This is a genomic window from Fredinandcohnia onubensis (assembly GCF_002734215.1).
Taxonomy (GTDB): domain Bacteria; phylum Bacillota; class Bacilli; order Bacillales; family Bacillaceae_L; genus Ferdinandcohnia; species Ferdinandcohnia onubensis.
The window spans coordinates 73,265-100,224 of record NZ_NSEB01000002.1 but is presented as its reverse complement, the minus strand read 5'-3'; the positions used below and the strand labels follow the sequence as shown (position 1 = coordinate 100,224).

Annotated in this window: 22 protein-coding genes and 1 other annotated feature; of the genes, 5 read left to right on the top strand and 17 right to left on the bottom strand. The window is 37.4% G+C overall.

The features are described 5' to 3' along the window. The first annotated feature begins 131 nt into the window (after positions 1–131). Positions 132–734: a TetR/AcrR family transcriptional regulator gene (locus tag CKK03_RS00960; protein ID WP_099360767.1), complete on the top strand. Its 603-nt coding sequence runs from the start codon at positions 132–134 to the stop codon at positions 732–734. 30 nt (positions 735–764) lie between these two features. On the opposite strand, the gene CKK03_RS00955 is transcribed toward CKK03_RS00960, so the two are convergent. From CKK03_RS00955 to CKK03_RS00945, 3 genes are all read right to left on the bottom strand, one after another. Beyond that, entirely contained in the window at positions 765–1,340 is a 576-nt protein-coding gene (locus CKK03_RS00955) for a uracil-DNA glycosylase (protein ID WP_099360766.1), read from the bottom strand. An 89-nt stretch (positions 1,341–1,429) separates the two neighbouring features. Beyond that, entirely contained in the window at positions 1,430–2,164 is a 735-nt protein-coding gene (locus CKK03_RS00950) for a sulfite exporter TauE/SafE family protein (RefSeq protein ID WP_099360765.1), read from the bottom strand. A 461-nt stretch (positions 2,165–2,625) separates the two neighbouring features. Beyond that, positions 2,626–4,122: an extracellular solute-binding protein gene (locus tag CKK03_RS00945; RefSeq protein ID WP_245863942.1), complete on the bottom strand. Its 1,497-nt coding sequence runs from the start codon at positions 4,120–4,122 to the stop codon at positions 2,626–2,628. Positions 4,123–4,856: 734 nt separating this feature from the next. On the opposite strand from CKK03_RS00945, the gene CKK03_RS00940 reads away from it, so the two are divergent. Next, a complete protein-coding gene (locus CKK03_RS00940; RefSeq protein WP_099360764.1) occupies positions 4,857–6,257 on the top strand; it encodes a purine-cytosine permease family protein in 1,401 nt (466 codons plus the stop codon). A 238-nt stretch (positions 6,258–6,495) separates the two neighbouring features. On the opposite strand, the gene hprK is transcribed toward CKK03_RS00940, so the two are convergent. The 7 genes from hprK to proB form a co-directional block, all read right to left on the bottom strand. Further along, on the bottom strand, positions 6,496–7,434 hold the full coding sequence (gene hprK, locus CKK03_RS00935) for an HPr(Ser) kinase/phosphatase (protein WP_099360932.1): 939 nt from the start codon (positions 7,432–7,434) through the stop codon (positions 6,496–6,498). A 104-nt stretch (positions 7,435–7,538) separates the two neighbouring features. Continuing rightward, positions 7,539–8,381, bottom strand: a complete 843-nt coding sequence (locus CKK03_RS00930) for a sulfurtransferase (protein ID WP_099360763.1) — start codon at positions 8,379–8,381, stop codon at positions 7,539–7,541. 22 nt (positions 8,382–8,403) lie between these two features. Then, on the bottom strand, positions 8,404–9,600 hold the full coding sequence (locus CKK03_RS00925) for a class I SAM-dependent rRNA methyltransferase (RefSeq protein WP_099360762.1): 1,197 nt from the start codon (positions 9,598–9,600) through the stop codon (positions 8,404–8,406). A 113-nt stretch (positions 9,601–9,713) separates the two neighbouring features. After that, positions 9,714–10,316, bottom strand: coding sequence for a hypothetical protein (locus CKK03_RS00920; RefSeq protein ID WP_099360761.1), 603 nt, complete (start codon positions 10,314–10,316; stop codon positions 9,714–9,716). A 31-nt stretch (positions 10,317–10,347) separates the two neighbouring features. Next, the gene (locus CKK03_RS00915; protein WP_099351427.1) at positions 10,348–11,520 is read right to left on the bottom strand and encodes a ParM/StbA family protein; all 1,173 of its coding nucleotides are present in this window, start codon (positions 11,518–11,520) and stop codon (positions 10,348–10,350) included. A gap of 368 nt (positions 11,521–11,888) precedes the next feature. After that, the gene (locus CKK03_RS00910; RefSeq protein ID WP_099360760.1) at positions 11,889–13,133 is read right to left on the bottom strand and encodes a glutamate-5-semialdehyde dehydrogenase; all 1,245 of its coding nucleotides are present in this window, start codon (positions 13,131–13,133) and stop codon (positions 11,889–11,891) included. Further along, positions 13,126–14,253 carry a glutamate 5-kinase gene (gene proB, locus CKK03_RS00905; RefSeq protein ID WP_099360759.1) on the bottom strand — a complete coding sequence of 376 codons (1,128 nt, stop codon included), beginning with the start codon at positions 14,251–14,253 and terminating at the stop codon, positions 13,126–13,128. The genes CKK03_RS00910 and proB overlap by 8 nt, the downstream gene beginning before the upstream one ends. A 51-nt stretch (positions 14,254–14,304) precedes the next feature. After that, positions 14,305–14,525: a binding site (T-box leader), on the bottom strand. A 290-nt stretch (positions 14,526–14,815) separates the two neighbouring features. Between proB and ahpC the strand changes: the two genes are divergently transcribed. Then, positions 14,816–15,379 carry an alkyl hydroperoxide reductase subunit C gene (gene ahpC / locus CKK03_RS00900; RefSeq protein ID WP_099351424.1) on the top strand — a complete coding sequence of 188 codons (564 nt, stop codon included), beginning with the start codon at positions 14,816–14,818 and terminating at the stop codon, positions 15,377–15,379. A 12-nt stretch (positions 15,380–15,391) separates the two neighbouring features. After that, on the top strand, positions 15,392–16,972 hold the full coding sequence (ahpF, locus tag CKK03_RS00895; protein WP_099360758.1) for an alkyl hydroperoxide reductase subunit F: 1,581 nt from the start codon (positions 15,392–15,394) through the stop codon (positions 16,970–16,972). A gap of 59 nt (positions 16,973–17,031) precedes the next feature. Here ahpF and CKK03_RS00890 read toward each other — a convergent pair whose 3' ends face one another. Next, complete coding sequence (locus CKK03_RS00890; RefSeq protein ID WP_099360757.1) at positions 17,032–17,373, bottom strand: zinc ribbon domain-containing protein YjdM; 342 nt, start codon at positions 17,371–17,373, stop codon at positions 17,032–17,034. A gap of 81 nt (positions 17,374–17,454) precedes the next feature. After that, positions 17,455–18,933 (bottom strand): multicopper oxidase family protein, encoded by a 1,479-nt coding sequence (locus tag CKK03_RS00885; protein WP_245863940.1) that lies wholly within the window; start codon positions 18,931–18,933, stop codon positions 17,455–17,457. A 249-nt stretch (positions 18,934–19,182) separates the two neighbouring features. Here CKK03_RS00885 and CKK03_RS00880 point away from each other — a divergent pair, with 249 nt between their 5' ends. Then, positions 19,183–20,097: an EamA family transporter gene (locus tag CKK03_RS00880; protein WP_099360756.1), complete on the top strand. Its 915-nt coding sequence runs from the start codon at positions 19,183–19,185 to the stop codon at positions 20,095–20,097. Between the two features lie 69 nt (positions 20,098–20,166). On the opposite strand, the gene CKK03_RS00875 is transcribed toward CKK03_RS00880, so the two are convergent. The 5 genes from CKK03_RS00875 to larE form a co-directional block, all read right to left on the bottom strand. After that, a complete protein-coding gene (locus CKK03_RS00875; RefSeq protein WP_099360755.1) occupies positions 20,167–21,417 on the bottom strand; it encodes a nickel pincer cofactor-dependent isomerase, group 22 in 1,251 nt (416 codons plus the stop codon). A gap of 102 nt (positions 21,418–21,519) precedes the next feature. After that, positions 21,520–22,524, bottom strand: a complete 1,005-nt coding sequence (pdxA, locus tag CKK03_RS00870) for a 4-hydroxythreonine-4-phosphate dehydrogenase PdxA (RefSeq protein WP_099360754.1) — start codon at positions 22,522–22,524, stop codon at positions 21,520–21,522. Between the two features lie 69 nt (positions 22,525–22,593). Continuing rightward, positions 22,594–23,901 carry a four-carbon acid sugar kinase family protein gene (locus tag CKK03_RS00865; RefSeq protein WP_099360753.1) on the bottom strand — a complete coding sequence of 436 codons (1,308 nt, stop codon included), beginning with the start codon at positions 23,899–23,901 and terminating at the stop codon, positions 22,594–22,596. Between the two features lie 268 nt (positions 23,902–24,169). Next, positions 24,170–25,942, bottom strand: a complete 1,773-nt coding sequence (locus CKK03_RS00860) for a sigma-54-dependent Fis family transcriptional regulator (RefSeq protein WP_099360752.1) — start codon at positions 25,940–25,942, stop codon at positions 24,170–24,172. A 35-nt stretch (positions 25,943–25,977) separates the two neighbouring features. Beyond that, positions 25,978–26,787, bottom strand: coding sequence for an ATP-dependent sacrificial sulfur transferase LarE (gene larE, locus CKK03_RS00855; RefSeq protein ID WP_099360751.1), 810 nt, complete (start codon positions 26,785–26,787; stop codon positions 25,978–25,980). Positions 26,788–26,960: the final 173 nt, after the last annotated feature.

Genomic DNA, 26,960 nt, shown 5'->3' with positions numbered 1-26,960 from the left:
AAGGCTTTGTCACCATTTGGTCACAATTCTATTTTACTATCTTGACTAGACTTAACAATCATCAAAGAAATTCAAAATGTCTATATAATAGACATTTCCAATAAAAATGTCTATTTTGCGGAGGTTTTTTTATGAATGATGAATTGGATCTCATTTCTAAACGACGAAATCGAACCCAAGAACACTTAAAGCATGCTCTTATTGACCTTATCAAAGAAAAGGGTTACCATTCCGTTTCTGTAAAAGACATTGTAGATAAGGCCTCCTATAATCGCAGCACCTTCTATGTTCACTACCATGACAAAATTGATTTAGCCGAAGACTTGTTAGATTTCATGATGGTAGGCTTGTGGGATTCGGTTGGAAAACACCATCTTCCTGGACAAAAAGTGTATACATCTAAGATTGGCAAGCCTTCTTTTAATATCGTTTCCTATATTTATGAGCACCGGGATTTTTTTGAACTCATTAAATATGACGACACTCTACCAGGGCTACATACAAGTTTCCCTCAAACCATTTTAAAAATTTATCAAGAAAAATTTATATTTGAAACAATCAACAATATCCCGGTCAACATGGACTATTTTAAACGCTATACAGCCTATGGCTTTTACGGACTCATCCAAAATTGGATTACAAGCGGCTTTAAAGAATCTCAAGAGGAATTTATTGAGGAAGTCATTGAATTAACAAAAACACATATCTATTCGTTTAAATATACAGGTCATTAAAGAGGACAGGTTCACAGAACCGTCCTTTTTTTAGATATGCTTCCGAAGTTCCAATTCTACTAGTTTCATATCCTCCAAAAGAAGGGGATACAAATTCGGCCTTCTTCTGGCCGCAAGTGGATGATAGCCAACTGTCGTTTGATAGCCGTTCGTCTGATAGAAATTGCCCCTAAGCCCTTTGACTTCAAGCTCTGGATTCTGAAAAAAGGATTGCACTGCTACGTTGCCTAAACAAACAATAAGTTTAGGTTTTTGTTCCTCCAGTTGAGAATACAAATGGTTTATACAAATTTCGCGTGTCTTTTCCTTATCATAGGCTCGTTTCGGTTGTCTTTTTAAAATATATGTAACATATATTTGCTCTTTATCTAATCCCGCTTCATAGGTTGCCTTTTGCAAGGTCTGCCTCGTTCCACAAACCATTGGATTACCTTCACGACCTTCACGAGCACCTGGATTATCCAAAATAATCATGATCGGTGCTTTCGGATTACCCTCACCCCAAATCATTCGCGCCCCTTGCTGATACAACCCACAATCCTCACAATTCTTCACATCTTCGGGTACTGGATCCTCATCCCACATCACCGGACAAAATGAATTCATCTTATTCACACTCCTTGAGATTAGGATTACCAGATGAAATGAAAATCAACTAAAAAAATCTGGACTATTGAGTAAGTCCAGATTTTTATTTAAAGAACATTCTCGGTTACAATTTGAAAAATAAGAAGTACCGTTACAACCCTTAAAATCGGCTTTACATATTGAGGCTTTAATTTCTGCGCAATACGCACCCCAATTTGTGCTCCTGTAAAAGAACCAAGTAACAAGGCTATGGCAACTGGCCAAATGAGCTTACCTGTCGCAATATAGGTCACCGCAGCCCCAAAGCAACTAGAAAACGTAGCAAGGCGGACCAACCCAACCGCACGAATGTATGCAATATTTAAATGATTATATAGATAAAGCATTAAAGTCCCCTGACCAGGTCCAAATAGCCCATCATAAATGCCAATACTATATAGCCCGGGTGCACTAATTTTATTGAACTTCAAAGGCTCATTTCCGGTAAAATTTCCTTTTCCCACAAAAGAAACAATGAAAGCGAATAGGAGCAGGACAATCGCTACAATATACATATTTTCAGCCGATATCTGTGACGCGATAAGTCCCCCGCTTACCCCACCAGAAAGACTAACCGGTATAATCCAAATTGATTCTTTTAAAGAAAGCTCCTTCTTCCGTAACAAGTAGAAGAAACTTGAGAACGAACTAATTGTATTGGCAACCTTATTCGCACCAATTGCTGAATGAACAGGAACACCTAAAAGCAACATCGACGGCAAACTAATTAATCCCCCACCACCAGCAAGCGTCCCCAAAGTCGTCGCACAAATCCCAATAAAAAACAGAATCAAATATTCCATTCAATAACACCCCTTGTACCCTAAGTATAGTAGCAAAAGAGTGATTAAGAAATTTAATCTTTATTATTGAAATGGATAAGTATTTCCTATGGAGTACCGGACACAAAATGTTAACGGAATATTCACACTTAAAGGGTTGATTTTCTATTAAAATAGGGATGAATAAAAAGAAAAGAAGTGGAAGGTTGTTACTTAAAGTGCGAACTGAATCAGAGGAATTGTTAGCTCTACGTTCATTAGATACTCGAATGGAGTTAAGATCCTTTTCTAACTTAAAATACAGAAAACAGCCTAGCTTAATTCGCTAGGCTGTTTTAAACTGTCTATCCTATTCCTAATGACCTATATTCTCCTGAAGATTAAATTGACAGTCATACATATCAATGTAAAAGCCTTTTTTCTTTAGAATCTCTTGATGTGCTGTTATAAATGATTACTCCCTTAACAGACTTGTTAGAGAATTATTGATTATTTTTATAGGATTCATTAAACTCATTGATTACATCTGTACCGCCAGATTTCTTCCATTTTTCAATGGCATCCTTAAATCCTTCTTTATCAATATCACCTAACATATATTGGTAGCTTGCATCTTTAATAATTTGAGCAAGTAATTCACTTTTTTCTATAAATGTTGGAGAATCAAGTGGTACAGTCGGATCATGAATCAGATATTTTTCGTTATCAATGGTTAGTGCCTCCGCCTTTTCTTTTACATCATAAGTAAACGCACCGTCATATCTACCATTTGTTGCTGCTTCTCCAATCTGAATGGAATTGTATGGCTTCACTTCTCTTGTAGATAAATCTGAGTCAAGAACTAATGCTTTTCCATCCTTTACTTCATAATGTTCACCCTCAACACCCCAATAGATTAAATTAGCACCTTCTGGGCTTGCAATGAAATCATAGAATTCAAGAATATCCTTTAATTCCTTTTCCGTTTCTACAGATGATTTTGGAAATAATACCATATTTCCATAGCCAGGAATTGCCCAAATTCCAAACTTTCCATCCGGACCTGTAATTTTGTTTTGGACATCAAGAACAACATCTGGATTTAATTGAACTGCGTCATTATAAAGACCTTGAACATCGCCAATTGCCCCAATGTACATCCCGGCTGTTCCATTTTTAAACAAGGCTTGCTGATCATCCTTACTTGTAACAGGGAAATCACTATTCATATACCCTTTTTCCCTTATGTCTTTAATGAAATCCATAGTATCCAAATACTCATCAAACATAAATTCCGGTAAAAGTTTCCCGTCCTTTTCGCCCCAATTATTTGGTGTGCCAAACCAAGATGATACTGATTTAAATGCACCATATACTAAATCTGAACGATCAGTAATACCAATTGTATCTTTTTTACCATTACCATCCGGATCATTCTCAGTAAATGCTTGAGCCATTTTATAGATATCATCTATCGTTTCAGGTGTGCCTAGTCCTAGTTTATCTGCCCAATCCTTCCGATAGATTAAGCCCTGTCGTGAAAGTGGAGCCCCCTGATAAAGACCATAAATTTTACCGTCAACAGCTGTATTATTTATTATCGTTTGGTTTAAGTTACTTAAGTGTTCAAAGTCTTTGAGATAAGGACCGATTTCCCAAAACTGCCCATCACGAATCGCTTCTTTAAAGTTTAGGTATAATGCCGTATTCCCTACATAAACAGCCTCTGGTAATGTACCCGTTGCAAATGCAGAGTTAATCTTTTCCTCGTAATTCCCACTTGGTACCCATTGAAACGTTAGGTCCATTCCACTCTTCTCTTCCAATAATTTTTCAATTCTGTCATTTGGCACCTCAGGGTTATGTAACACCGTCATAATTGTCATACTTTTCTTTCCAGTCTCTCCTGACGATTTTTTGTTATTACAGCCTGATAAAGTTATAACTGTTATTAATAGCAATAAAATGAGGACTTTTACATTTTTCTTACCAAAGCTCAACTTACCCACTCCTTTGAATCATAAATTTTATATGATTTCATAATACTCGTATTTTTATATTACAAATATAATCATTTCATAACATTGAGTGAATTTTCATAATATTATGTCCCGTTGACACTATATGATCCATCAATTCTTTTTCCTAGAGAACAAAACTACTAATAATTACGCCACATTAATAAATAATAAACTAATGGAATCTAGATCCATAAGGTAAAAATAGTCCGAGTAGTAAAATGATAATCAATCCTGGAGTCAATGTATATTCCTCCAATCTCTGTGTTGTTCACAGCTACTTTATCTTAGTAATTCCTATGTATTGCTGGGTAAATTTTTTTAAAAATTTTTCCTCTCTATGAAAACACAAACTATACTCTTTTTGTTTTACATATTTTTCAGAAGACTTTCAGAAGCTCCCGGATTATAGACAAAATCCGAATATATACATAGTTAGTTGTCTATAATGAATCCTTTCAAATCATAATTACGCATATTTAGAAGCATATCAGCCGTATATTTCGGTATTTGGGGCTAATTCTAAGATAGACCCGGATTATGTAACCTAGACATGTTATAAATAGGTTTTATCGCGGAATATGCTGATTTATCGCGTTTGATGCATTGTTATCTTTAATGATATAGTTATTCTAGTTAAGCGAACTGTGCATTTCATTTTTATTTAACAAGAGATATTCTTGTGAAATTATTCACAAAAAAAGGGAGTTGATAAGATGGGATCTAATATCCAATCGGAGCAAAATCGCAACGAAGCGTTGAGTGATGACTATTCCTTGGATAGAGTACCTCTTAACAAAAGAAACATGAGTTGGTTAAGTATAACGAATATTACATTCGGAATTGCAACGGCTATATTTTATTTTCAAATGGGAAGTGTAATGGCACTTCAATTTGGTGCTATTAACGCCATCATTTCCGCTATATATGCGATTATCGTTGCCGGTATTCTTGGAACATTCATTGCGTACCTATCTGCAAAGTCAGGTATGAACGTAAATTTATTATCAAGGGGTGGCGGGTTCGGCTATATTGGCGCATCATTAACCTCCATTATTTATGCCACAAATTTCATCATGTATTGTGCACTTGAAGGTTTAATCTTAGTTTCCGCAGTCCACGAATTCTTACCTAGTATTCCAGAATGGGCTTTAATTCTTTTCTTCGGTACTATTGTCATTCCATTAAACTGGTTTGGAATTAAGCAGTTGGATAAATTACAAAAGTGGTCATTGCCATTGTTCGGTGTCTTTTTAGTTGCGGCAATCGTAGTGGCAGCTATCAAGCCATCTGTTTATGATGGAACTTTCTGGTCCTATATGCCAGAAAATGTCCAGGTTGGAGGAACCGCTCTCTTGCTTTGTATAGGCATGCAGCACGGGATTATGGGATTAACTCCACTACTCGCATCCGATTATGCACGATTCCTTAAACCTAAGGACACGAAAATTGGAGTATTTGCAATCGGGTTTGTCCCGCAGATCTTCTGTTTTGGTGTAATGGGCGGCTTAGGTATTTGGTTTGGTGTTCGTCTAGGCGAACCAAATCCTGGCGTGTATATCGTAATGCTTCTAGGAATGTGGGGAGCGTTGTTTACGATGATTACCCAAGTAAGAATTAACGTCACAAATATCTATAGTGGTTCACTATCTCTTTCAAATTTCTTCGAAAACATATTTAACTTTAAACCCGGAAGACGCTTTTGGGTAGTTGTAACCGGAGTATCTGCCATCTTCTTAATGCTAACCGATATTGTCAATCATCTTGGCACAGTCTTAACCTTTCAAGGGGTCTTCTTACTATCTTGGGCAGCTATTTTAGTTACAGATGCTGTCGTTGTTAAGAAATTATTAAAAATTGGCCCTGGATATTACGAGGCGAGACAAGAGAACTTGTATAAATGGAATCCCGTCGGTGTTGTCGCTTTACTAATTTCAAGTGCCCTCGGTACAGTAGCTGCACTTGGATTTATGGGAACCTTTTTACAAAGTACAGCAGCATTTTTCGCAGCAATCCTAGCATCTATCCTAACGATTATTTTAGCCATTGCCACAAAAGGAAAGTACTATATTAAAAAAGAAGCAACTGATATCAAAAAAGAAGAGTACGTCGCTTAACATGTTAACCCTCTACTATCTTATAAAAATGTAGAGGGTTTTTTTATAACCTTTAATGTGTAACTGGGTATGGGCAGCGCCCTCACTTGGCACCGGCAGTAGATTCCTTGGTTCCTAACCGTAATGTTGTATTTGTTCGGGGGCATAGCCAAGACCTCATCCATATTTGGCAAGGCCCATAAGAAATTGAAAACCAAGTTCAACTCAAATGGGGGTTCTCAAGCTTTGAACCTCCCCTTTATTTATCGCCATTAGTGGTCGTCAATTCATCATCAATTCTACTCATGAATTCCTCTGCCGCATTGTAACCTTGTTGTTTTAAATACCAGTTGTTTGCGGCTGCTTCAATTAGCCCTGCGACATCTCGCCCAGGCTGAAGCTGAATCTCAATTGAAGGAATCTTAACACCCATAAATTCCATCGTGTTGATTTCTTGTTCTAGATCATTATACAAAGCATCTTTTTCCCACTTCGTCAAATGAATATCAAGGGAGATGCGGGTTTCATCCTGAAAAGCTTTTCGTCCGTACATTCGAACCACATTTAATAACCCGATACTGCGAAGAGCTAAAAACTCCTTTGTCTTTTCATCATGTGTACCTAGAATCGTTTGTGGACTTAGCTTTTTTAAGACGACGATATCATCTGCTACAAGCCGATGTCCCCTGCGAATCAAGGTATGCGCAGTCTCACTTTTTCCTACACCAGAATTCCCCCGAATCAGGATACCAATCCCCGACACATTCATACAAACACCGTGTACAGCAATTTCTTCCGCTAATTCCTTAATTAAAAAGGCATCTAACTTTACGATAAAATCAGACGTATCCTCGGTCAATTTTGTGACCAGTAACGGAATGCCTTGCTCCACACAATGCTGTGTTAAATACGTTAAGCCCTCTTCCCCACATGTTACGATAAAACAAGGAGGATGATATTGAACAATATTCCCAATCCGAATCCTACGCTCTTCTTTTGTGAGCTTATGTAAATACGTGACTTCCTTTTTCCCTAAAATTTGAACCCGCTCTGTTGGAAAAAAATCGAAGTGACCAACGAACTCTAGACCCGGTCGATGTACTCGGGATTGCGTAATTGTATTCTTTAACTGGTCTTCACCAGCCAATACCTTCAATGAAAACCTACGGACCAAGTCTTTCACGGTTATCCTTTTCACTGTACCCTCACCGTCCAAATCATATTTAAGTGTATTATACTTTATTAAGGGTGGAAACGTCATCAGTATGTTAATGAAAAAGAGCCTCCCTTTAGGAAAGGCTCTTATCTCTCATTCCCTTTTTCAACCGGATTGTCTTCATAAGAAACCCAATCACTATAACTGCCTGCATATAGCCTGACATCCTTAAATCCTGCCATTTTCAAAGCAATATAATTTGGAGTAGCTGTTACACCTGAACCACAATAAACAATGATTGAGTCCTCTTCATTAAGGTCTGCAAATCTCTTCTTCTGTTCTTCACTACCTTTGAAGGTTCCTCGCTCCATACCCTCTATCCAACATCTATTTATTGCGCGGGGAATATGTCCTGCGATTCGATCGATAGGTTCAATTTCCCCTTTATAGCGGCTTTCATCTCTCGAATCTATTAAAATGGGAGAGTCTTTTTTCTGATCAACGATTTCCTTAACTTCTTCATAAGAAGCTAACATGTTTTCACGTATATTTATGTTAAATGAAGCTGATTCTAATTCTGGTATTTCATTTGTTGTGGGATAACCTGCTTCAGTCCAACCTTTAAAGCCTTCGTTTAGTACATAAACCTTCTCATGTCCAAGATAGGTTAGTAACCACCAAAAACGGGATGCAAACTGACCTTCACCACCATCATAAGCAACCACCGTTTTTGAATGATCAATTCCAACTTTTTCAACTTCACGTTTAAACTGCTCTATCTCTGGAAGTGGATGTCTTCCCCCATGCTCCGAAACAGGAGCGGATAGCTGCTTTTCTAAATCAAAATAAAAAGCACTCGGAATATGACTTTCCTGATAGAGTCTTTCTCCTTGGGTTGGATTTCCTAAAGCAAACCGGCAATCCACAATTTTTACATCCTTGTTATGTAATTGTTCAACAAGCCATTCCTTATTCACTACGAAATCCATCTCATCGCCTCCATCTTCATTCTTAGCCATTTAGCTTTTTGACAAATACTACTTTTAGATAGTTTCCTTCCTTATACTCCGAAATTGTTTGAAAGTCCGAAGGTAATGTAAATTCCTCTTTAATTTCGTATTTGCAATTACTTTCCTTAAAGGCCGCATCAATAAAGCCCTTAAATTTTTTCATATCAAAGGATGCACTATTTGTTGAAGCAACAATTATCCCATTATTTTCTGTAATGACAATTGCTTCCTTCAAAAGATTTTTATAGTCCTTTTCAGCACTAAATGTCATTTTTTTCGACCTTGCAAAACTAGGAGGATCAAGAATGACCATGTCAAACTTTAAGTTCTTTTTACCTGCGTATTTAAAATAATGAAAAACATCTTCAACTATAATATCATGGGCCTCATAATCAATTCCGTTTACACTAAACTGCTCAATCGTTTTCGGCAAACTACGATTCGCTAAATCCACACTCGTTGTCTTTGCAGCTCCACCTATTGCTGCAAACACAGAAAAAGCGCCTGTATATGAAAAAGTATTTAATACCGTCTTCCCTTCTGCATACTTATCGCGAATTGTCCTTCTTACATCCCGCTGATCAAGAAACACCCCAACCATGGCTTCTTCGTTAAAATACACGGCAAAATTAACCCCGTTTTCTTTAACAATAATCGGGAACTGGCCACGTTCACCTTCTACAAACCCGTCTTCTTCAATTAATTTCCCGTCTTCACGAAATCGTTTTTTCTGATAAATTGCTTTATACTGGGCTAGATTTTTAAGAGAGGTTATCACATAATCGGAATATGTATAGATACCTTTACTGTACCAATTGATTAAATAATACCCATCAAAATAATCAATGGTGAAGCCCCCAATTCCGTCTCCTTCCCCATTAAATACACGGAAGGCATTTGTTTCCTTGTCATTAAAAAATGACTTTCTTTTGTCTATGGCAGCTTTTATCTTCCTTTCAAAAAAGGACTGATCAATCTTTTCATGCTTGTTTCTCGTTAGGATCCAGCCATATCCTTTGTTTTGCTTGCCATAATAGCCCTTCCCAATAAATGAATTTCTTTCATCAACAAGGTTAATTTGGGCTCCTTCTTCTAAATGGCTTGTATTATTCATCACTTGCTTTGTAACAAGAGGATACCCTCCTTTATACTTATTCGCGAGTTTTGAATTAACTTGTATATTCAATTCCGTTTCCATGTTCTCCATCCTTATCCTTAGGTTTTCTTTCTACTATGATACAGTTCTCTTCGTTCATTTAAAAGGGACAGTACCACGCCACCATATAGTAACGAGTACTGTCCCAATCTTTTTTACTTATTCATTGCAGAAAGAAAATCCCCCAATAGACTGTCTAAATCAGCATCCTCCGCATCATTTTCTTCTTTATTGGGTTCATCTTGCTTGGCAGCTTCCCAGTTAAAATTATTTAAGTCATCCTCAAAGTTGGCCGCATCTTCAGCTACCGCGACTTCGTCAACCGATTGTAATTGGCCTTCCTCAGCGATAGGCTTAACCTTATGTTCCTCCACGGATAATTCCTCTTGAAGATATAGGGCTTCATCTAAATCTACTGATTTGCTATTTAACGAAGCCAGTAGTGCAGTCGCCCGAACCGGGTCAGATAAAAGGTGGTAAATAATACTTCCTAGCAATGCCTCAGAATGCTCATGTTTAAGCCAATTGCGCTGTGATTTACTTAATTTATGAGGGAGTGGAACGGTAATCACTTCCCGCTCCCTTGAATAGGTCTGGCCGACTCCTTGCATGACAAACTCAGCGATTTTACTAGAAAAATTCCTTCGCTCTGTTTCCTTCAGTTTTTGTAGATGCTTTAATAAATGATCAGGTGTATCAGATGGTACTCGAAACGAAATCGCTTGGCCCCTCTTTACCTCAGGTGAGGTTGTTTTCATAGGATCACCTTATCTTATTTTTTTGAAAAACTTATTTTTTTACTGGCTCTTGTGGTACCTTTTGCTTCTCATTTTTTCTTATAAAGTCAGTAATGAGCTTATAATAGGCATTTGCCATCATCCAAATACTTTCTTTTTCATCTTCAAAGAATTCAATATTATAACCGTCAAGGTTGTTATTTAATGTTTTAATATAATCCTTTAGCACATTTGATCCGCCACCCACGAAATAGCAGATTTCCGTCTGAGAGTTTTTCAGCCAAACATTTCGAAGTAATCGATATTGCTTTTTCGCCAATTCAAGCAAGATTCGGTCCGTAATATCATGAACGCTTGTCCGACTACCTTTTACCATAATATGATTTCGGTTGTTTTTTCTCGTAATAATATCAACTACATCTCGGCGGCTATCTAACTCTATTCCATGCTTAGAGCGTATTTCTTCTCTAATTGCTTCTAAAGACTCAGATACCCCAAGATTAAAGCCTTGGGCCTTATCATCATCGACAGTTCGGTTACGAATCACCGCAATATCCGTGGAAAGACCACCAATATCCTGAATTAAAATCCGTTTATCAATTAAATCCTTATTGATTACTTTCAGATTATTATCCATTACAAGATTAATATAAGCGGCAAAACCTTCTGGATAGATTTTGACTTCATTGAATTTAATGTTGACCTTTAATCCTTGATATCTTGGTGTTACAAGAAATTCCACTTGATGAACAGATCCAGTTAGCTTTGAACGATATCCAGCATCTTTTCCTTCTTTTACTTCTCGAAGTGGTAATCCTGTTCCTAGCGTGTAATTTGCATCAATTACATTTTTTGACCTTGGAAAGGAAGATGTATTACCCTCCCGTACCGCATCCAATGCCAAAGTAGCAAAAAGCATAATTAATGTCTGATCCTCTTCTGATTTGCTGCTACCTGGGTCCAACTCTGATGCACTGTTACTCTTGGTTGCTAAATGCCCTACACGATAAATGACATTATTCTCTTTTAGGGCAGGGGAGTGAACCTTGATATGAATTCCTTCCAACGGATCCTTACTATTTAATTCTTCTATTCCAATTACCGGACGGTCCTCGGTGTCTCTTGCAATAATATTAGGTATATTTAATTCGTACTCTAGTTCTCCGAAGATCGCCTTAATAGAGTCATTTCCAACATCAACTGCTGCAATTCTGGACATAGTCATTCAAACATCATCCCTTTTCAATTTAGTTAGATTTGTTGCTATGTACGTCTGTTGAACTTTTTTACCTAATAAAAGCGTATAAGAGATTACTAGATTCCACAATGATTCTCAGTAAAAAGAAACAAAACTGTAAACCTGTAAACACTTTGTAAACATGTCGTTTTTTGTATACATTTCTGTAAACATTGAACACAAACTCGTTTACATGTTGTCACACCGGGATGTATACAGATTTGTAAACGTGTAAACGGATTCGTATACACCTTGTTTACTTTTTGTGTACGTGTAAACAAATTTGTAAACAACAAGAAAATAAAAAAGATGCTCCCAAAATTATTGGAAACATCCCTATATTTCGGATTCAATTATTACTTAATTTGCCCGTTTCCACGAATTGTATATTTTGTGGAGGTTAAGGCCTGTAACCCCATTGGTCCACGAGCATGTAGTTTTTGAGTACTAATTCCAATTTCTGCACCAAATCCAAATTCAAATCCGTCTGTGAACCTGGTTGATGCATTATGGTAGACAGCTGCTGCATCCACTTCTGTAAAAAATTTCTCTACATTTTCAACGCTCGATGAGATAATGGCTTCGGAATGCTTTGTTCCATATCGATTAATATGAGTAATGGCCTCTTCTACACCCTCAACCACTTTCACGGCAATTTCTAGCCCTAAAAATTCCGTACCCCAGTCTTCCAAGCTCGCAGGAATAATTTCCTTTCCTACTTTTTGGACCATTTCATCCCCATGTATTTGAACGTCTTTTTCCTGCATGGCTGTTATCAATTCTTGTATATGCTTTGATGCCCAATCCTTTTGGACAAGAACATTTTCAATCGCATTACATACCGATGGACGTTGTGTTTTCGCGTTAATTGCAATCTCAATCGCCATTTTTGGATCAGCTGTTTCATCTATATAAACATGACAATTTCCTGCTCCTGTTTCTAATACAGGTACTGTCGAATTTTGAACAACAGTCTGAATTAATTTCGCACCACCACGCGGAATCAACACATCTAGATACTCATTTAATTTGAACATTTCCGATGCTGTTTCTCGGCTTGTATCCTCTACTAATTGAACAGCATCAACTGGTAGATTACTTAACTCAAGCCCACGCTGAATTACCTTCACAAGCGCTTTATTTGAATGAATCGCTGTAGAGCTACCACGTAGGAGTACTGCATTTCCCGTTTTCAAACATAAACTTGATGCATCAACCGTTACATTTGGTCTTGCCTCATAAATCATTCCGATTACCCCTAAAGGAACTCGAACTTGTGCAATCTGAAGTCCGTTTGGACGCTCCCATTCCTCTATTAATTGTCCAATTGGATCCTCTAGTTTCGTTAATTGAACAAGGGCATCTGCCATATCTTGAATCCGCTGTTCATTTAACTTTAAGCGGTCAAGTATAGACTCACTCATTCCATTTTCTTTTCCTGTTTGTAAATCCTTGTTGTTTTCTTCCAAAATAAACGTTTGTTCTTTGATCAGTTGCTCAGAAATTGTCGAAAGGGCCTTATTTTTTTGTTCTGTGGTTGCCTTTGCTAAAAGCGATGCTGCTGATTTTGCCTTTTTCCCTTTTAGAATTAACTCACTCATACTTAACTCTCCTCTCTTTTTGACTTACCCAATTATCTCTATGAATGACAACACGTTGATCACTGTTTACCTTAACCATAGCCTTTGTGCTCGATAAACCTTTAATTTCTACTAATTGTTCAGAAGAATAATTTACTTTTCCTTTTCCGATTATATCTCCTTTAAGGTTTACAACCTCCACAACATCATTGATTCTAAAATCTCCAATTATGTTTGTAACACCTGCAGGTAGAAGACTTTTACCATGCCTTAAAATGGCTGCTGCAGCACCCTGATCGACTTCAATTTTCCCACTTGGAATTGAGTGTAAGGCTAGCCACTGCTTCGACGTATTCATACTAGGTCGTGAGGAGTCTCCAATATACGTTCCATCCCCTTTTCCTGCAAGAATATCGACAAATTTTTCGTCTCCAGAACCAGATCCAATAAACACTTTTACTCCCAAACCAACTGCTGTCCTTGCTGCCTCAATTTTTGACTTCATTCCTCCAGTGCCTACCTTTGACCCTGCCCCAGAAGCTCCACTTACTAATTCATCGTTAATCTCATTGAGGAAGTTGTACCTCTTTGCATTTGGATGTGTTCGTGGATTTTGATCATAGATGCCATTGACATCTGTTATGATAATTAAAAAGTTAGCATGTACAAGGCCACTTACTAATGCCGATAACATGTCATTATCTCCAAAGTTTAATTCTTCTAGTGATACGGAATCATTCTCATTAATAATCGGTACAACATTCCGTTTTAGAAGTTCTGATAAAGTTGCATTAGCATTATTGTACTGATCCTTGTATAGAAAATTTTGTCTTGTTAATAGTAATTGCGCGGCAACAATACCATGCTTTTTAAATTCTTCCGTATACCCTCTTAGTAGAAGTCCTTGGCCCACTGCTGCAGCTGCTTGCTTGCCAGCGACAGTTTTAGGGCGGGAAGAATAGCCAAGGTCCATAAATCCAGCTGCAACGGCCCCAGATGAAATGAGAATGACTTCATGCCCAAGTTCTTTTAAACGAGCTATCGCATCCACATGTTCTCTAAGCTTATCGTTACTAAGGCCACCATTTTGATTTGTTAAAGAACTGCTCCCTATTTTGACAACAATTCGCTTCTTCTTCATTTCATTCACCACCCATTAAAGTGTATAAAAAAAGGCCCTTTCATCCCTATAAAAAAGGACGAAAAGACCATGTCTTTCGTGGTACCACCTTTATTGATACTAAAATCGCTCTTAGTATCCACTCGAAACCTTTAACGCAGGCAACGGTTAGGTTTTCCTAACAGTTCAAGGGACAGGTTCAATAGCATTGCAGGTTATAAAATCTTTCAGCCCATGGATTTTACTCTCTTTTACCTGAGGACTACTTACTAGTTCCCTCTCATTACTTCTTATTATTGAATTAGTCCGTAAATAACTTTTAAATTATAGATTAGGAATATTATGAATCAAATTTACACTTGTGTCAATGGAAGTCAGCATTAATCAAGAATTACCATTTATAAAGGTACCTTTAAATACAAAACCTACTAATTGATATTTGAATATAATTGTCTTAGCATTTTAATTGACATAAATAATAACATCTATATAATAATTATTATAAACAAGTATTAATTATAGATTTATTAGTCAATAATGCTAATAATCTATATTAAATATAATTAATTGGAGGAATTTTATTATGTCACTTATTGGAAAACAAGTAGAACCATTCACATTACAAGCTTATAGAAATGGTGATTTTATCGAGGTTACAGAGGAAGACTTAAAAGGTCATTGGAGTATTGTTTGCTTCTACCCTGCTGACTTCACTTTCGTATGTCCTACTGAATTAGAAGATTTACAAGAACAATACCCAGCATTACAAGACCTTGGTGTTGAAGTATTCTCTGCTTCTAGAGATTCTCATTTCACTCACAAAGCATGGCATGATTCTTCAGAAGCAATTGGTAAAATTACTTATACAATGATTGGTGACCCTGCTCACGTACTTTCTCGTCAATTTGATGTATTAGTTGAAGAACTAGGACAAGCTGACCGTGGTACTTTCATCATTGATCCAGATGGTGTAATCCAAGCTGTTGAAATCAATGCAGACGGTATTGGCCGTGATGCAAGCACACTTATTAACAAAATTAAAGCTGCACAATATGTACGTAACAACCCTGGTGAGGTTTGCCCTGCTAAGTGGAAAGAAGGAGAAGCAACACTTAAGCCAAGCCTAGACCTAGTAGGAAAAATCTAAGGAGTGCTTTAAATGATACTAGATGCTGATATAAAGCAACAATTAGCTCAATATCTCCAACTTTTAGAAAGTGATGTTCTACTCAAAGTTAGCGTGGGTTCTGATAGTGTATCAAAAGATATGCAGGCCCTTGTTGATGAGTTGGCAGAGATGTCTTCTAAAATTAAGGTTGAGTATGTTCAGTTAGAGAGAACACCAAGCTTTAGCATCAATCGTATCGGCGAGGATTCTGGTATAACATTCGCTGGAATCCCTCTCGGACATGAGTTTACTTCATTTGTGTTGGCTCTTTTACAAGTAAGTGGAAGAGCTCCGAAGATTGATCAGAAGCTAATTGACCAAATAAAAGAGATCAAAGGTGAATACCACTTTGAAACATACGTAAGTTTAAGTTGCCATAACTGCCCTGATGTTGTACAAGCTTTCAACGTAATGAGTGTTCTTAACCCTGGCATCACACATACAATGATTGATGGTGCTGCTTTTAAGGAAGAAGTTGAAAGCAAGGATATCATGGCTGTTCCGACTGCTTTCTTAAATGGAGAAGCATTTGGTAATGGTCGTATGTCACTAGAAGAAATTCTTTCAAAAGTTGGCAGCGCACCTGATGCATCAGAATTTGATGAGAAAGATCCATTTGATGTTCTTGTTGTTGGAGGCGGACCAGCAGGCAGTAGTGCAGCCGTATATGCAGCGCGTAAAGGTATTCGCACAGGTATTGTTGCTGAACGCTTTGGTGGCCAGATTATGGATACACTTGGTATTGAGAACTTTATCAGTGTTAAGTACACAGAAGGTCCTAAGCTTGCAGCAAGTCTCGAAGAACATGTTAAAGAATATAATGTTGATATCATGAACCTACAGCGTGCGAAACGCATTGAAAAGAAAGACTTTGTTGAAATTGAACTAGAAAACGGTGCTGTATTAAAAAGTAAAACCGTGATTCTTTCAACTGGTGCTCGTTGGCGTAATGTCAATGTACCAGGGGAAGCAGAGTTCAAAAACAAAGGTGTCGCATACTGTCCACATTGTGATGGTCCATTGTTTGCTGGTAAAGACGTAGCTGTTATCGGTGGCGGTAACTCTGGTGTTGAAGCAGCAATTGATCTTGCTGGTATTGTCAAGCATGTAACAGTTATTGAATTTAATTCAGAGCTAAAAGCTGATACAGTGCTTCAAGATCGTCTTTTCAGTCTTCCAAACGTAACGGTAATTAAGAATGCACAAACAAAAGAAATTACGGGTACTGACAAAGTAAACGGTATTACTTATGTTGACCGTGATTCCGGTGAAGAAAAACACATTGAATTACATGGTGTATTTGTTCAAATTGGTCTTGTACCAAATACCGATTGGCTTGGCGACACAATCGAACGTAATCGAATGGGTGAGATTGTAGTTGATAACCACGGTGCAACAAGTATTCCTGGTGTATTTGCTGCTGGTGACTGTACAGACAGCCCATATAAGCAAATCATCATTTCAATGGGATCAGGTGCAACTGCATCATTAAGTGCATTTGACTACCTAATTCGAAACAATTGGGATACAACTACTGATGATTCTAGTCAAAAGAATCTCGTTCATCAATAATCCTTTTCAATAGTAAAAGTCGCTATCAACCTAACTGGTTAATAGCGACTTTTTTACTTTTATATTTTCTTAACAAATTCAGACTTTAATTTCATCGCACCAAATCCATCAATTTTGCAATCAATATCATGGTCCCCTTCAACTAAGCGAATACTTTTTACCTTCGTACCCTGTTTGAGTACAGATGAACTCCCTTTTACCTTCAGATCTTTAATTACTGTAACGGTATCTCCATCAACCAACACATTCCCATTTGCATCCTTGATGACTTTAACGCCTTCATTAACTTCCTCTTCTTGATTCAATGGCCACTCATAAGCGCATTCTGGGCATACTAGTAATGCTCCATCCTCATACGTATACTCTGAATTACATTTTGGACAATTAGGCAAATTACTCATTATTCCTCCTATAAAGTTTAATATTTGATATTCCCTATCTTGATTATATCCTTAAAAAAAAGATTATGTTTCTCTATCAATTTAATGATGCCCCTGATGTTCCCCATCCGTACCGTTAGTAGGAAGTGTTGTTGGCACCTGTGATTCAGTACCGGGTTCTACTAATAAGAATTGGCCCATCATGCCGTCATCTTCATGTCGCAATAAATGGCAGTGATACATCAACGGAAAATGAGGGTCAGCATAATTGCCAAATTCCACAACAATTCTTACCTTTGAACCATTTGGAATAAAAACAGTATCTTTTCTTCCTCGCTCATACTCTGAAGGTGGCTTATCATTTATGTCTAAGACTCGAAAGGCGGCATTATGAATATGAAAATTATGCGACCATCCAAAGTTGTTGATCTCCCATATTTCTGTTGCTCCTGCTGGAACAACCTCGTCAATACGATACATATCCATTAACTTGTCATTAATCTTATTCTCCATTGTAAGCTTGAACTGACGAACTCTAGCATCTTTTGGTGCCTCTATTGGTGGTACGCTTGAAAGTTGCCCAGTAACTGGGGTTGACTCTTTTAATTCAGAAGCTGCTACTATCTTTAACAAATCGAATTCACCATTATCTATACCGTTATTTCCGCTATAACTATGGAGAATCGTCTCCTCACCTGGCTCAAATTCTACAACAATTTCTGCACGTTCACCTGGACTTAGCATAAATCGTTCCAGGGTTACTGGCTCTTGAAGGAGGCCAGCATCGTTGCCTACAAGTTTGAAAGCTCTCCCATCGCTAAAGCCAAAATTATAGGCTCTTGCATTCGAACCATTGAGCAATCGAAAACGAACCTGACTCGTTTTAACTTCAAGATAGGGGTCATACGTTCCATTCACAAGTATTTCATCACCAAGTGTGCCAAATACTCCCTCTTCGTCCTCAGTTAATTGTCCCTCATTCGTAAACAATTTATCTTGTATAATGAGTGGAATATCATCTACTCCATATTCAGAAGGGAGTTTTTTTGAATCCTCATCATCGATGATGAACATGCCTGCAAGTCCTTTATATACATGCTGGGCTGTCTTTCCATGTAAGTGAGGATGGTACCACGTGGTTGCAGATGGTTGATCAATCGTCCAATGGGGAGTCCAAGTTTCCCCAGCATCAACCATTTGGTGTGGACCTCCGTCCATTTTGGCTGGCAATCTCATTCCATGCCAGTGTAGAGTTGATGGTTCGTTCAAACTATTTACAACATTAAAAGAAACCTTGTCCCCACGAGAAACTCTAATCGTTGGACCTAAATAGGCCCCATTAATCCCCCAAGTATCCGCAATCTTACCTGGTAACAATTCTGTCTCTCCCGTTTGCATGGTCAATGTAAAGTTTTTTGTACCATCGGCCTCTATTGTAGGCTCAATAAGTGGTGGAAGTTTTAATGGCTGATCAAAGTCTAGTTTTCCCACATTTGTAACAATATCTTCCTTACCACAACCAGCTAAACTAATCATAAGTAACATACTAAAAAGCACAAAAAATCTATTATTTGATCTCAATTTTTCCCCTTACTTTCTTTCTTACCCATACGGTAGTTTTATATATACCTTGCTTCTAGCCTATTTTACTATCATTTTTTCTTTAGCCTTGGTGATTCATGGTTTTGTCATAAAATCGACACAAATCACCTAGGAAGTAATATAAGCTTCGCCCCATTTTCTATGCCTGATGACCTAAAGCAAGTCATACTGCTGGTACAAATATGATACAATAGTCTAATAGTATTAAAGCTTCATGGAGGTTTCATAATGAAAGTAAATAAGGGCATATTGTTTGTATTATTGGGTGCTGGATGTTTTGGCTTTACACCAGTCTTTGCGAAATTGGGGTTTAGCTACGGCTACTCACTTGGCCAAATAAATATTGTTCAAATGTTGATTTCCTCGTTTTTATTATGGTCTATCACTCTAATTAAACGACCTAGCTTTAAAGGACTTACCAAGCACAATCTTCCCCTAATCATGATGACCGGATGTTTTACCGGATTAACTAGTATTTTTTATTATGGGGCCATGCAATATCTTCCTGCTTCATTGGCCATTATTTTAATGTTTCAGTTCGTTTGGATTGGAATTATATTAGAGTGGATTTTCAGCAAAGTGAAACCCGCTCCTATCACTGTTTTGTCCATTTTTTTAATATTAATCGGCGTCTTTTTTGCTTCCAATATAATAAATGGCGACATCCAAGGGCTACCTCTTAAAGGTTTCCTGTTTGGTATTTTATCTGCATTTACTTATGCAGGATTTATTTTTTTCAGTGGAAAAGTCGCTGTAGATGTAGACCCATTGGCTCGTACTTCATTAATGGCAACTGGGTCAACCATATTAATACTAATCATATTCATGCGCGACATTCCATCTGTTTTTCCATTAGAAACAAACTTAGTTGCAACAGCTGTTGGTGTATCCTTATTTGGTGCAGTCTTTCCTCCACTCTTCTTCGCGGTGGGAGCACCGTTGGTTTCTGGAGGAATTGCAAATATCTTAACATCCATCGAATTACCCATCGCCATCCTATCAGCTAGTATTATATTGTCCGAAACTGTCACACCACTTCAATGGGTCGGAACTGCTATTATATTAGCAGCGATTGCGTTGAATGAGCTTGGTGGTAAACTATTTAAAGTTCGAAAGCATAATAAAGAAGTTATATATCGATAAAAACAAACAGCCCCTCTAGTAGGAGCTGTTTGTTTTTTCTATTTAATGTCTAAATTCCTCAAAGCCCTGTCACATAGGTAAGAAATAACCGTTTTCGTCAAACTTCATTTCATGTAGGTCCTCTAATACTTCAATGTTTTCTTGATCCTTTAATTCATTAAATATAACTTCAGATACATATAGTTCTCCGATATGAAGTGTATTTGGAATCCTAGCAATTCTAGCTTTTTCAGGTGATACACCCCAATTTGCACGGAGTGCCGCTTTTAAAGCTTCTTGATCATTATCAAGAATAATTGGGATACTTGCTCGAGCTAAAAATGTACTTGTAATTACATTTTCATTCATTGCCTGATAATCAATTTTTTCAAATAAGCGCTTTGTAGTTAAGTCGGCTAAGCCAATTCCCAATGCATTGCCATGGCTCGCCTCACTTAAATTTGAAGCAATGACATATTTAATGCTTGGCTTTTGGGGCTCTTCAACTCCGAGCACCCGGATACGCCCAATAATATTGGTATCCATTCCTGTCCCACTATAGTTTTTCCCAATCTCGTCAACGACTAAGATATCCATATTTTCGACTGGAAGGCTTGGCATTAACTCAAATGCCTCTTTTAATAATTCTCTTTCACGCTCTTCAACTCGATCTTTTTCGATAGCCTCGATGATGGCTGTTTCTTCATGAGCGTTTTCAACAATAGCTATACCAAATAAGGTTTTAGAATTGGCGATAGCCACTTTGCCGACCTCTGGCATCATTTCGCTAATTCCTTTAATACCATGTGTATGTAAAGCTAGGGCTTGTTTGTGTTTCCCCATTCCAATTGACGCCATTTTCAAAACGCCACTCTCAACCTTGTTTTTAAAATCAGTATGCGGCTTAACACGGCCCATAACGATTATTCCATCTGCTTGATAAGCGTTCTTATCAATATAAACTGGGACTCCATCAGAAGTTTTACCCACTTCAACAACATCCATGGATGAACGTATTTCACATCCTGTTGATTCTTCAGTAACGCCTAACCCCTCTAAGACTTCGATTTGTCCTTCAGCGGTGGCTCCACCATGACTTCCCATTGCTGGGATTATAAATGGAGACGCTCCTCTTTTTTTAATTTCATCTGCAACACTTTTAACGATTAATGGAATATTGGCGATTCCTCTACTTCCCACAGTTATTGCAATCTCCATACCTGGCTTAATTTTTTCATCCGCATTTACATGAAGAAATTGCTCTACAATCGCTCCTGGGATATCTTTTATACTTTCCGTTTGGAATTTCTGACGTATCTTTGCAACCTTTGGTAAAGTCATCATCCTTGTCTCCTTTACAGAAATACTACTTGTTGATAAAAAAATGGTTTCTATACAAAGTCAGCAAGAGATCGTTTGACCTCTTGCTTGATATTCTTCCTATTATGCTTTTTTCTTTGGAGCTAATTCAACTGCCATACGTAGAGCTTCTTTTAATGATTGCTCGTCCGCAATATTTTTACCAGCAATATCAAAAGCCGTCCCATGGTCAACACTTGTACGAATGGTTGGAAGACCTACTGTAATATTAACCCCAGCCTCTAGACCTAACACTTTAATTGGTCCATGACCTTGATCGTGATATTGTGCAACAACTATATCAAAGTCTCCACGTCTAGCTCTAAAGAATAATGTATCTGCTGGAAGTGGTCCTTGAACATTTATTCCTTCTGCTTGCGCTTTTTCAATAGCCGGAACGATCTTTTCTTCTTCCTCACCATGACCAAAAAGCCCATTCTCACCAGCATGTGGGTTAATTCCACAAACAGCGATTCGAGGAGATTCAATTCCTGCCTTTTGTAATGTCTCATGTGCAAGTTTGATAACCGTATATTGACGTTCAGCATTAATCTTATGAATTGCATCAAGAAGTCCAATATGTGTTGTCACATGAATGACTCTTAACGCTGGTGCAGAGAGCATCATCGCAAAATCCTTTGTATTTGTTAATTCTGCTAAAATCTCTGTATGACCCGGATAAATATGGCCAGCTTTATGAAGTGCTTCTTTATTTAGTGGCGCTGTACAAATCCCTTGGATTTTGCCTTCATTTGCGTATTGAATAGCTCTTTCTAAATAACGGAAAGCTGCATTTCCAGCTTCTGGTGAAACTTGTCCCCAAGGTAAATCTTCAGAAACTAAATCAAGATCGATAATATCAATTGTGCCATATTGAGACTTTGCTTCTTCTGGTTTGGTAATGCTATTTAATTCAAGATCAATATTTGTTACGTTTAAAGCTCTTTTTAAAATTTTTACGTCGCCTACAACAAATGGACTGCAGTTATCATAAATGTTTTTATCATTCAAAGATTTTACGATAATTTCAGGTCCGACACCAGATGGATCTCCCATTGTAATCGCGATACTTGGTTTATAGCTAGTCATATCTAATTCCTCCTGTAAATTTCTCTTATTTGGACATGCAAAAATCAATAATGATTCCTATATCAGTACTCATTGAGTACGTGTACTTAATTCAGTAACCTTTTGAAGTGCCTTAGAAAGTGCTTGTTCGGTTCCAAACGCACCCGCCTTGGTGACGAGTGGAATGCCGTCATATAATCCTCCAAAGAGCTTTCCATAAGGTATACCAGGCTCTACTTCACCAATGACTCGAATCCCTTCACCTTGTAACTCTTTACATGTAGCACCTGCAATATCTCCACCTGTTAAAACGGCACCGCAAATTTTCTTACTCTCGATTAATTGACCAGCAATTTCTCCCATTGCATGGGCTATTGTATTCCCAACATCGAAGTTTGATAAACCAAGTTCACGTTGTAAATCCTTTACTTTCCCTATTACTTCCTGGTCTCGGTTCGTCGTCACTACTAAGTCGCCTTTATCTAGCAATGCTTTACTTTCTTTCACAATACGATCAATTTCAAGTTTTCTCCTATCCTCAAAAAAGAATTCTTCAGGAGAAATAACAATTTCTGCTACATCATTTTTTTCTTTAAGGACCTGAATTTGCTGCTGAGTAATAGAATTGACACTACCCGCAACCACTAATACAGGATCTCGGTCACAAACTTTAGTTGTATTTATTACCTCTTCCTGGGTTTCTTCGAAGAAGATGTGTGAAGCGATTCCTGCGGATCCCACCCAGAGATATTTCTCTTGTAAAGCTTGTGCTGCTTTAACGATGATTTCAAGTTCCTCATCTGTCGTTGCATCGATAATGATGATTTTCGAAGTATCACTTAAGGATAATTCCTTCATTATATTAGATAAGTGGTCGATCCCTTTTCTAACATGAGAGATTGTAATTAGTTCAACATCCCTTTTACTTTGTTTCTGTACCAATTTTGGCAGATAACTTTCATTTACTGGGCTGGCAGGGTCTTTCGCCATTTCAGCTTTCTCTAATGGAACTCCGTTTACAAAATGTTCTCCATTAATAGTCGCGCGATTACTTTTTGGAAAAGCTGGTACTACAAATGAAACCTTATAGTCAAAAGCATCCATTACTGCATCAATTTCTGGACCAATATTTCCCCTCATCGTTGAATCTATCTTCTTAAAAACAGTAGAAACACCTAATTGCTTCAATTGTGACGATAGATCAAAAACGATGTCATAAGACGTACCGGCTTCTATTGCTCGACTGTCTGAATTTAAAACAATGACATCTTCAGTAAGATGTGACGGTTGTAATTGTGTATATGAAAATAGCACTGTTGTATTTAAACCCTGTTTTGCAAACTGAACTCCCGTGTCGTTTGCACCCGTTAAATCATCTGCGATTACCGCTAGTTTCACCTACATCCCGCCCCCTTTACTAGTTAGTTTGTATAATTTAGCTTTTTTTATTTTGTTTCGAAACAAGCTTCACACTGCATGTAGCGTTTCAACTCTTCTTTTTAAAGTACGTTATATCCTTTTTATGTGGCATTTTTAAACAAAGACCTAAAAACGCTTACACTTATCATAAAACAATATGTTGCATTTAGCAATAGATTTAATGATATTTATTCTTATTTTTAAAATATGTTGCATTTTACATCAAATCATAAGAAAGGCACAAGCTTTATTTTAGCTTGCGCCATAATGTAGAACGGTTAATCCCTAATCGCTTAGCTGCTTTCGATTGGTTCAACCCTTCTTCTTCTAGTACTTTTCTGATCACTTGTTTTTCTATATCTTCTAATGTGCCGGTTATATCAATCTGTACGAATAGATCATCTTTCTTTTCCTTTAGATCTATTCGTTCCAAAAGTGCCTTAACTTCTTCTTTTTCAATATAATAAGTATGTGATTGTAAAAATAATTGTTCAATTACTTGTTTAAGTTGTTCGATATTTCCCGGCCAATCGTATTTAATTATCTCTTCCATGGCTTCCTGACGAATCCCTATGACTCCATTTCCATACTTCGGATGTAATTCAGTAATAAATAAATGGACTAAATCCTCGATATCCTCCCTACGTTCTCGTATTGGTGGGATATGGATTGTTAGCCCCGCCAAAGCATTATATAACTCTTGATGGAAAGAACCACTTTTCACCTTATCGTCCATATTATCATCGGAAGATACGATCCATTTTAGCTTTTTTCCATTTCCATTTGTATAAACTTGATAGAGTTCCTTTTGAACATAAGGGTTTAATTTATGAATGTTTCTTAAAAAAATAACACCCTCTGATAACGTAAGGAAAAAGCCTTCATTTATTTCTTTAAGTTGTTCCGCGGTTAATTGTTCGCAATTTAAAATAATAAATGGCTCACTTTGAGACCTTCTATTTTGGTAGATCGACTGAGCTGCTACTGATTTCCCATTTCCCTTTTCGCCTGAAATCCAGACAGCATCATCCTTTTTACTGTATTGCTCAATTTTCTTCAAGACATTTTGAATTTGTTCGCTCTTACCTGTAAAAGGAGAGAACGTTAAATCTGGGGTATGAATTTCAATTGCATTAACGTTGATCCCTTCTCCTTGGTTAGCAGATTCATTAGAAAGGTTATTTTCTATAAATAGAACAATATGATTTTCGTTTGAACATGCTGTTATTTTCCAAAACGTATCATCTATGTGTATGGTTTTTGAAATTTTTTGACCTGTAATAACGATTTCCTGTATTAAATTTCTTATCGTATCTGAGTTCTTTACCTTTGCCCAATTAAATTCTTGATTGAAGCGTTCATTACTGTAAATGACCTCTTCATCTTTGTTAAGAACTCCAATTGCTTGCTCGCTACAACTGAGAATCGTTTTAAAAAAAGAAACGTCCTGTTGTAATTGCGAAAAGACATGGTAGGTTCTCCTTGTTTCTTCTAATGCGTCAATAATAGCCTCTTTGCCTGACGTGATTAATACCCCGGTCAAACCTAATTCTTTTGCAACTTGAACCGTAACCACATCACCTATGACCACTTCATAATCACGATCTTTTAGATTCGTTAACATTTCTTTTACTTCTATTTCTTTTGTAATCGTTAATGTTTTAATATCGAAATCCAGGAGTTTACATATTGTACCCGCACCCTGTGTAATATTGGAGAAGCCCACAATCGCAGCTTTTCGCGAAAATCCTTTAACCATCGTTAAAATACGTAACACATCATAGCCAGATACTTGAATATCAATTACCGGTATCGAGACAGCCTCCTGAATTAATGAAGCTGTCCCCCCACGACTTATAATGACATGGTAACCGTTCTTTTCAGCCTCTTTCGCAATGGCTACTCCTTCATGCAAGTTCCCTAGTTCAATCCGAAACTCTATATCATGAACATCTTGTGTGACTTCTTTCATCATTTCATATAATCCCTCATAAGGGACAATTGCCAATGCCTTAATCATTTCCCCATCACCCTTGACTTGATTTAACCATCCTATTATTCGTTACTTTTAGCTAACACCTTGTTCATGCTTCCGCTTACGTACCCCTGTAGATCAAGAGTGACATATTTATAACCGAATAACTGAAGATTTTCGATAATTTCTTGATGATTGGTTAAGATGCGCTCCATGTCTTGAGGCTCTACCTCAATTCTAGCAATATCTTCATGCGTCCGAACACGCACTTGTTTAATACCTAACCCTTTAATGTATTCCTCTGATTTTTCAACTTTTGTTAACTTTTCTTGCGTTATCTTTTCACCATAAGCAATTCTTGATGATAAACATGCAAACGATGGCTTTTCCCAGGTTGGTAAATGTAATTGCTTGGAAAGTTCACGTATTTCATCCTTATAAAGATTTGCTTCTTGAAGTGGCCCTCGTACACCATGTTCTTTGGCTGCCCGAACGCCAGGACGGTGTTCACTCATATCATCTGCAATTAAACCATATACAACGTTCTTAAATCCTTTTTCACGCATGATTGGAACGATTTCCTCAAATAACCCATTTTTACAAAAATAACAACGGTTCCTGTCATTTTCCGCATAACCTGGAATGCTTAGCTCCGAAGTTTCAATTACTTGATGTGTTGCACCTATCTCTTTGGCAAGCCTCTTCGCTTCCTCTAATTCACTGGATGGATATGTTTCAGAATCAGCCGTAACCGCTAAAACTTTCTCTGCTCCCAAAACATCTATGGCTACTTTTAATAGAAATGTACTATCTACTCCACCAGAAAAAGCAACCACCACATTTTCCATCTCTTTCAATATTTCCTTAAGTCGTTCATACTTTTCTCGCATTCTTTATTCCACCTATATCAATAAATTTAGTAGTAAACAAGTGATAATTAATAGATTATCGTGTTTTAAATCTAAACAACTTTGCATTTTGCAACACTTTTAATTATAAGCGATTTATAACCAAAGTAAAAGAATATACTAAAGCGATTTCATTTATGGCATAAATTGCATGT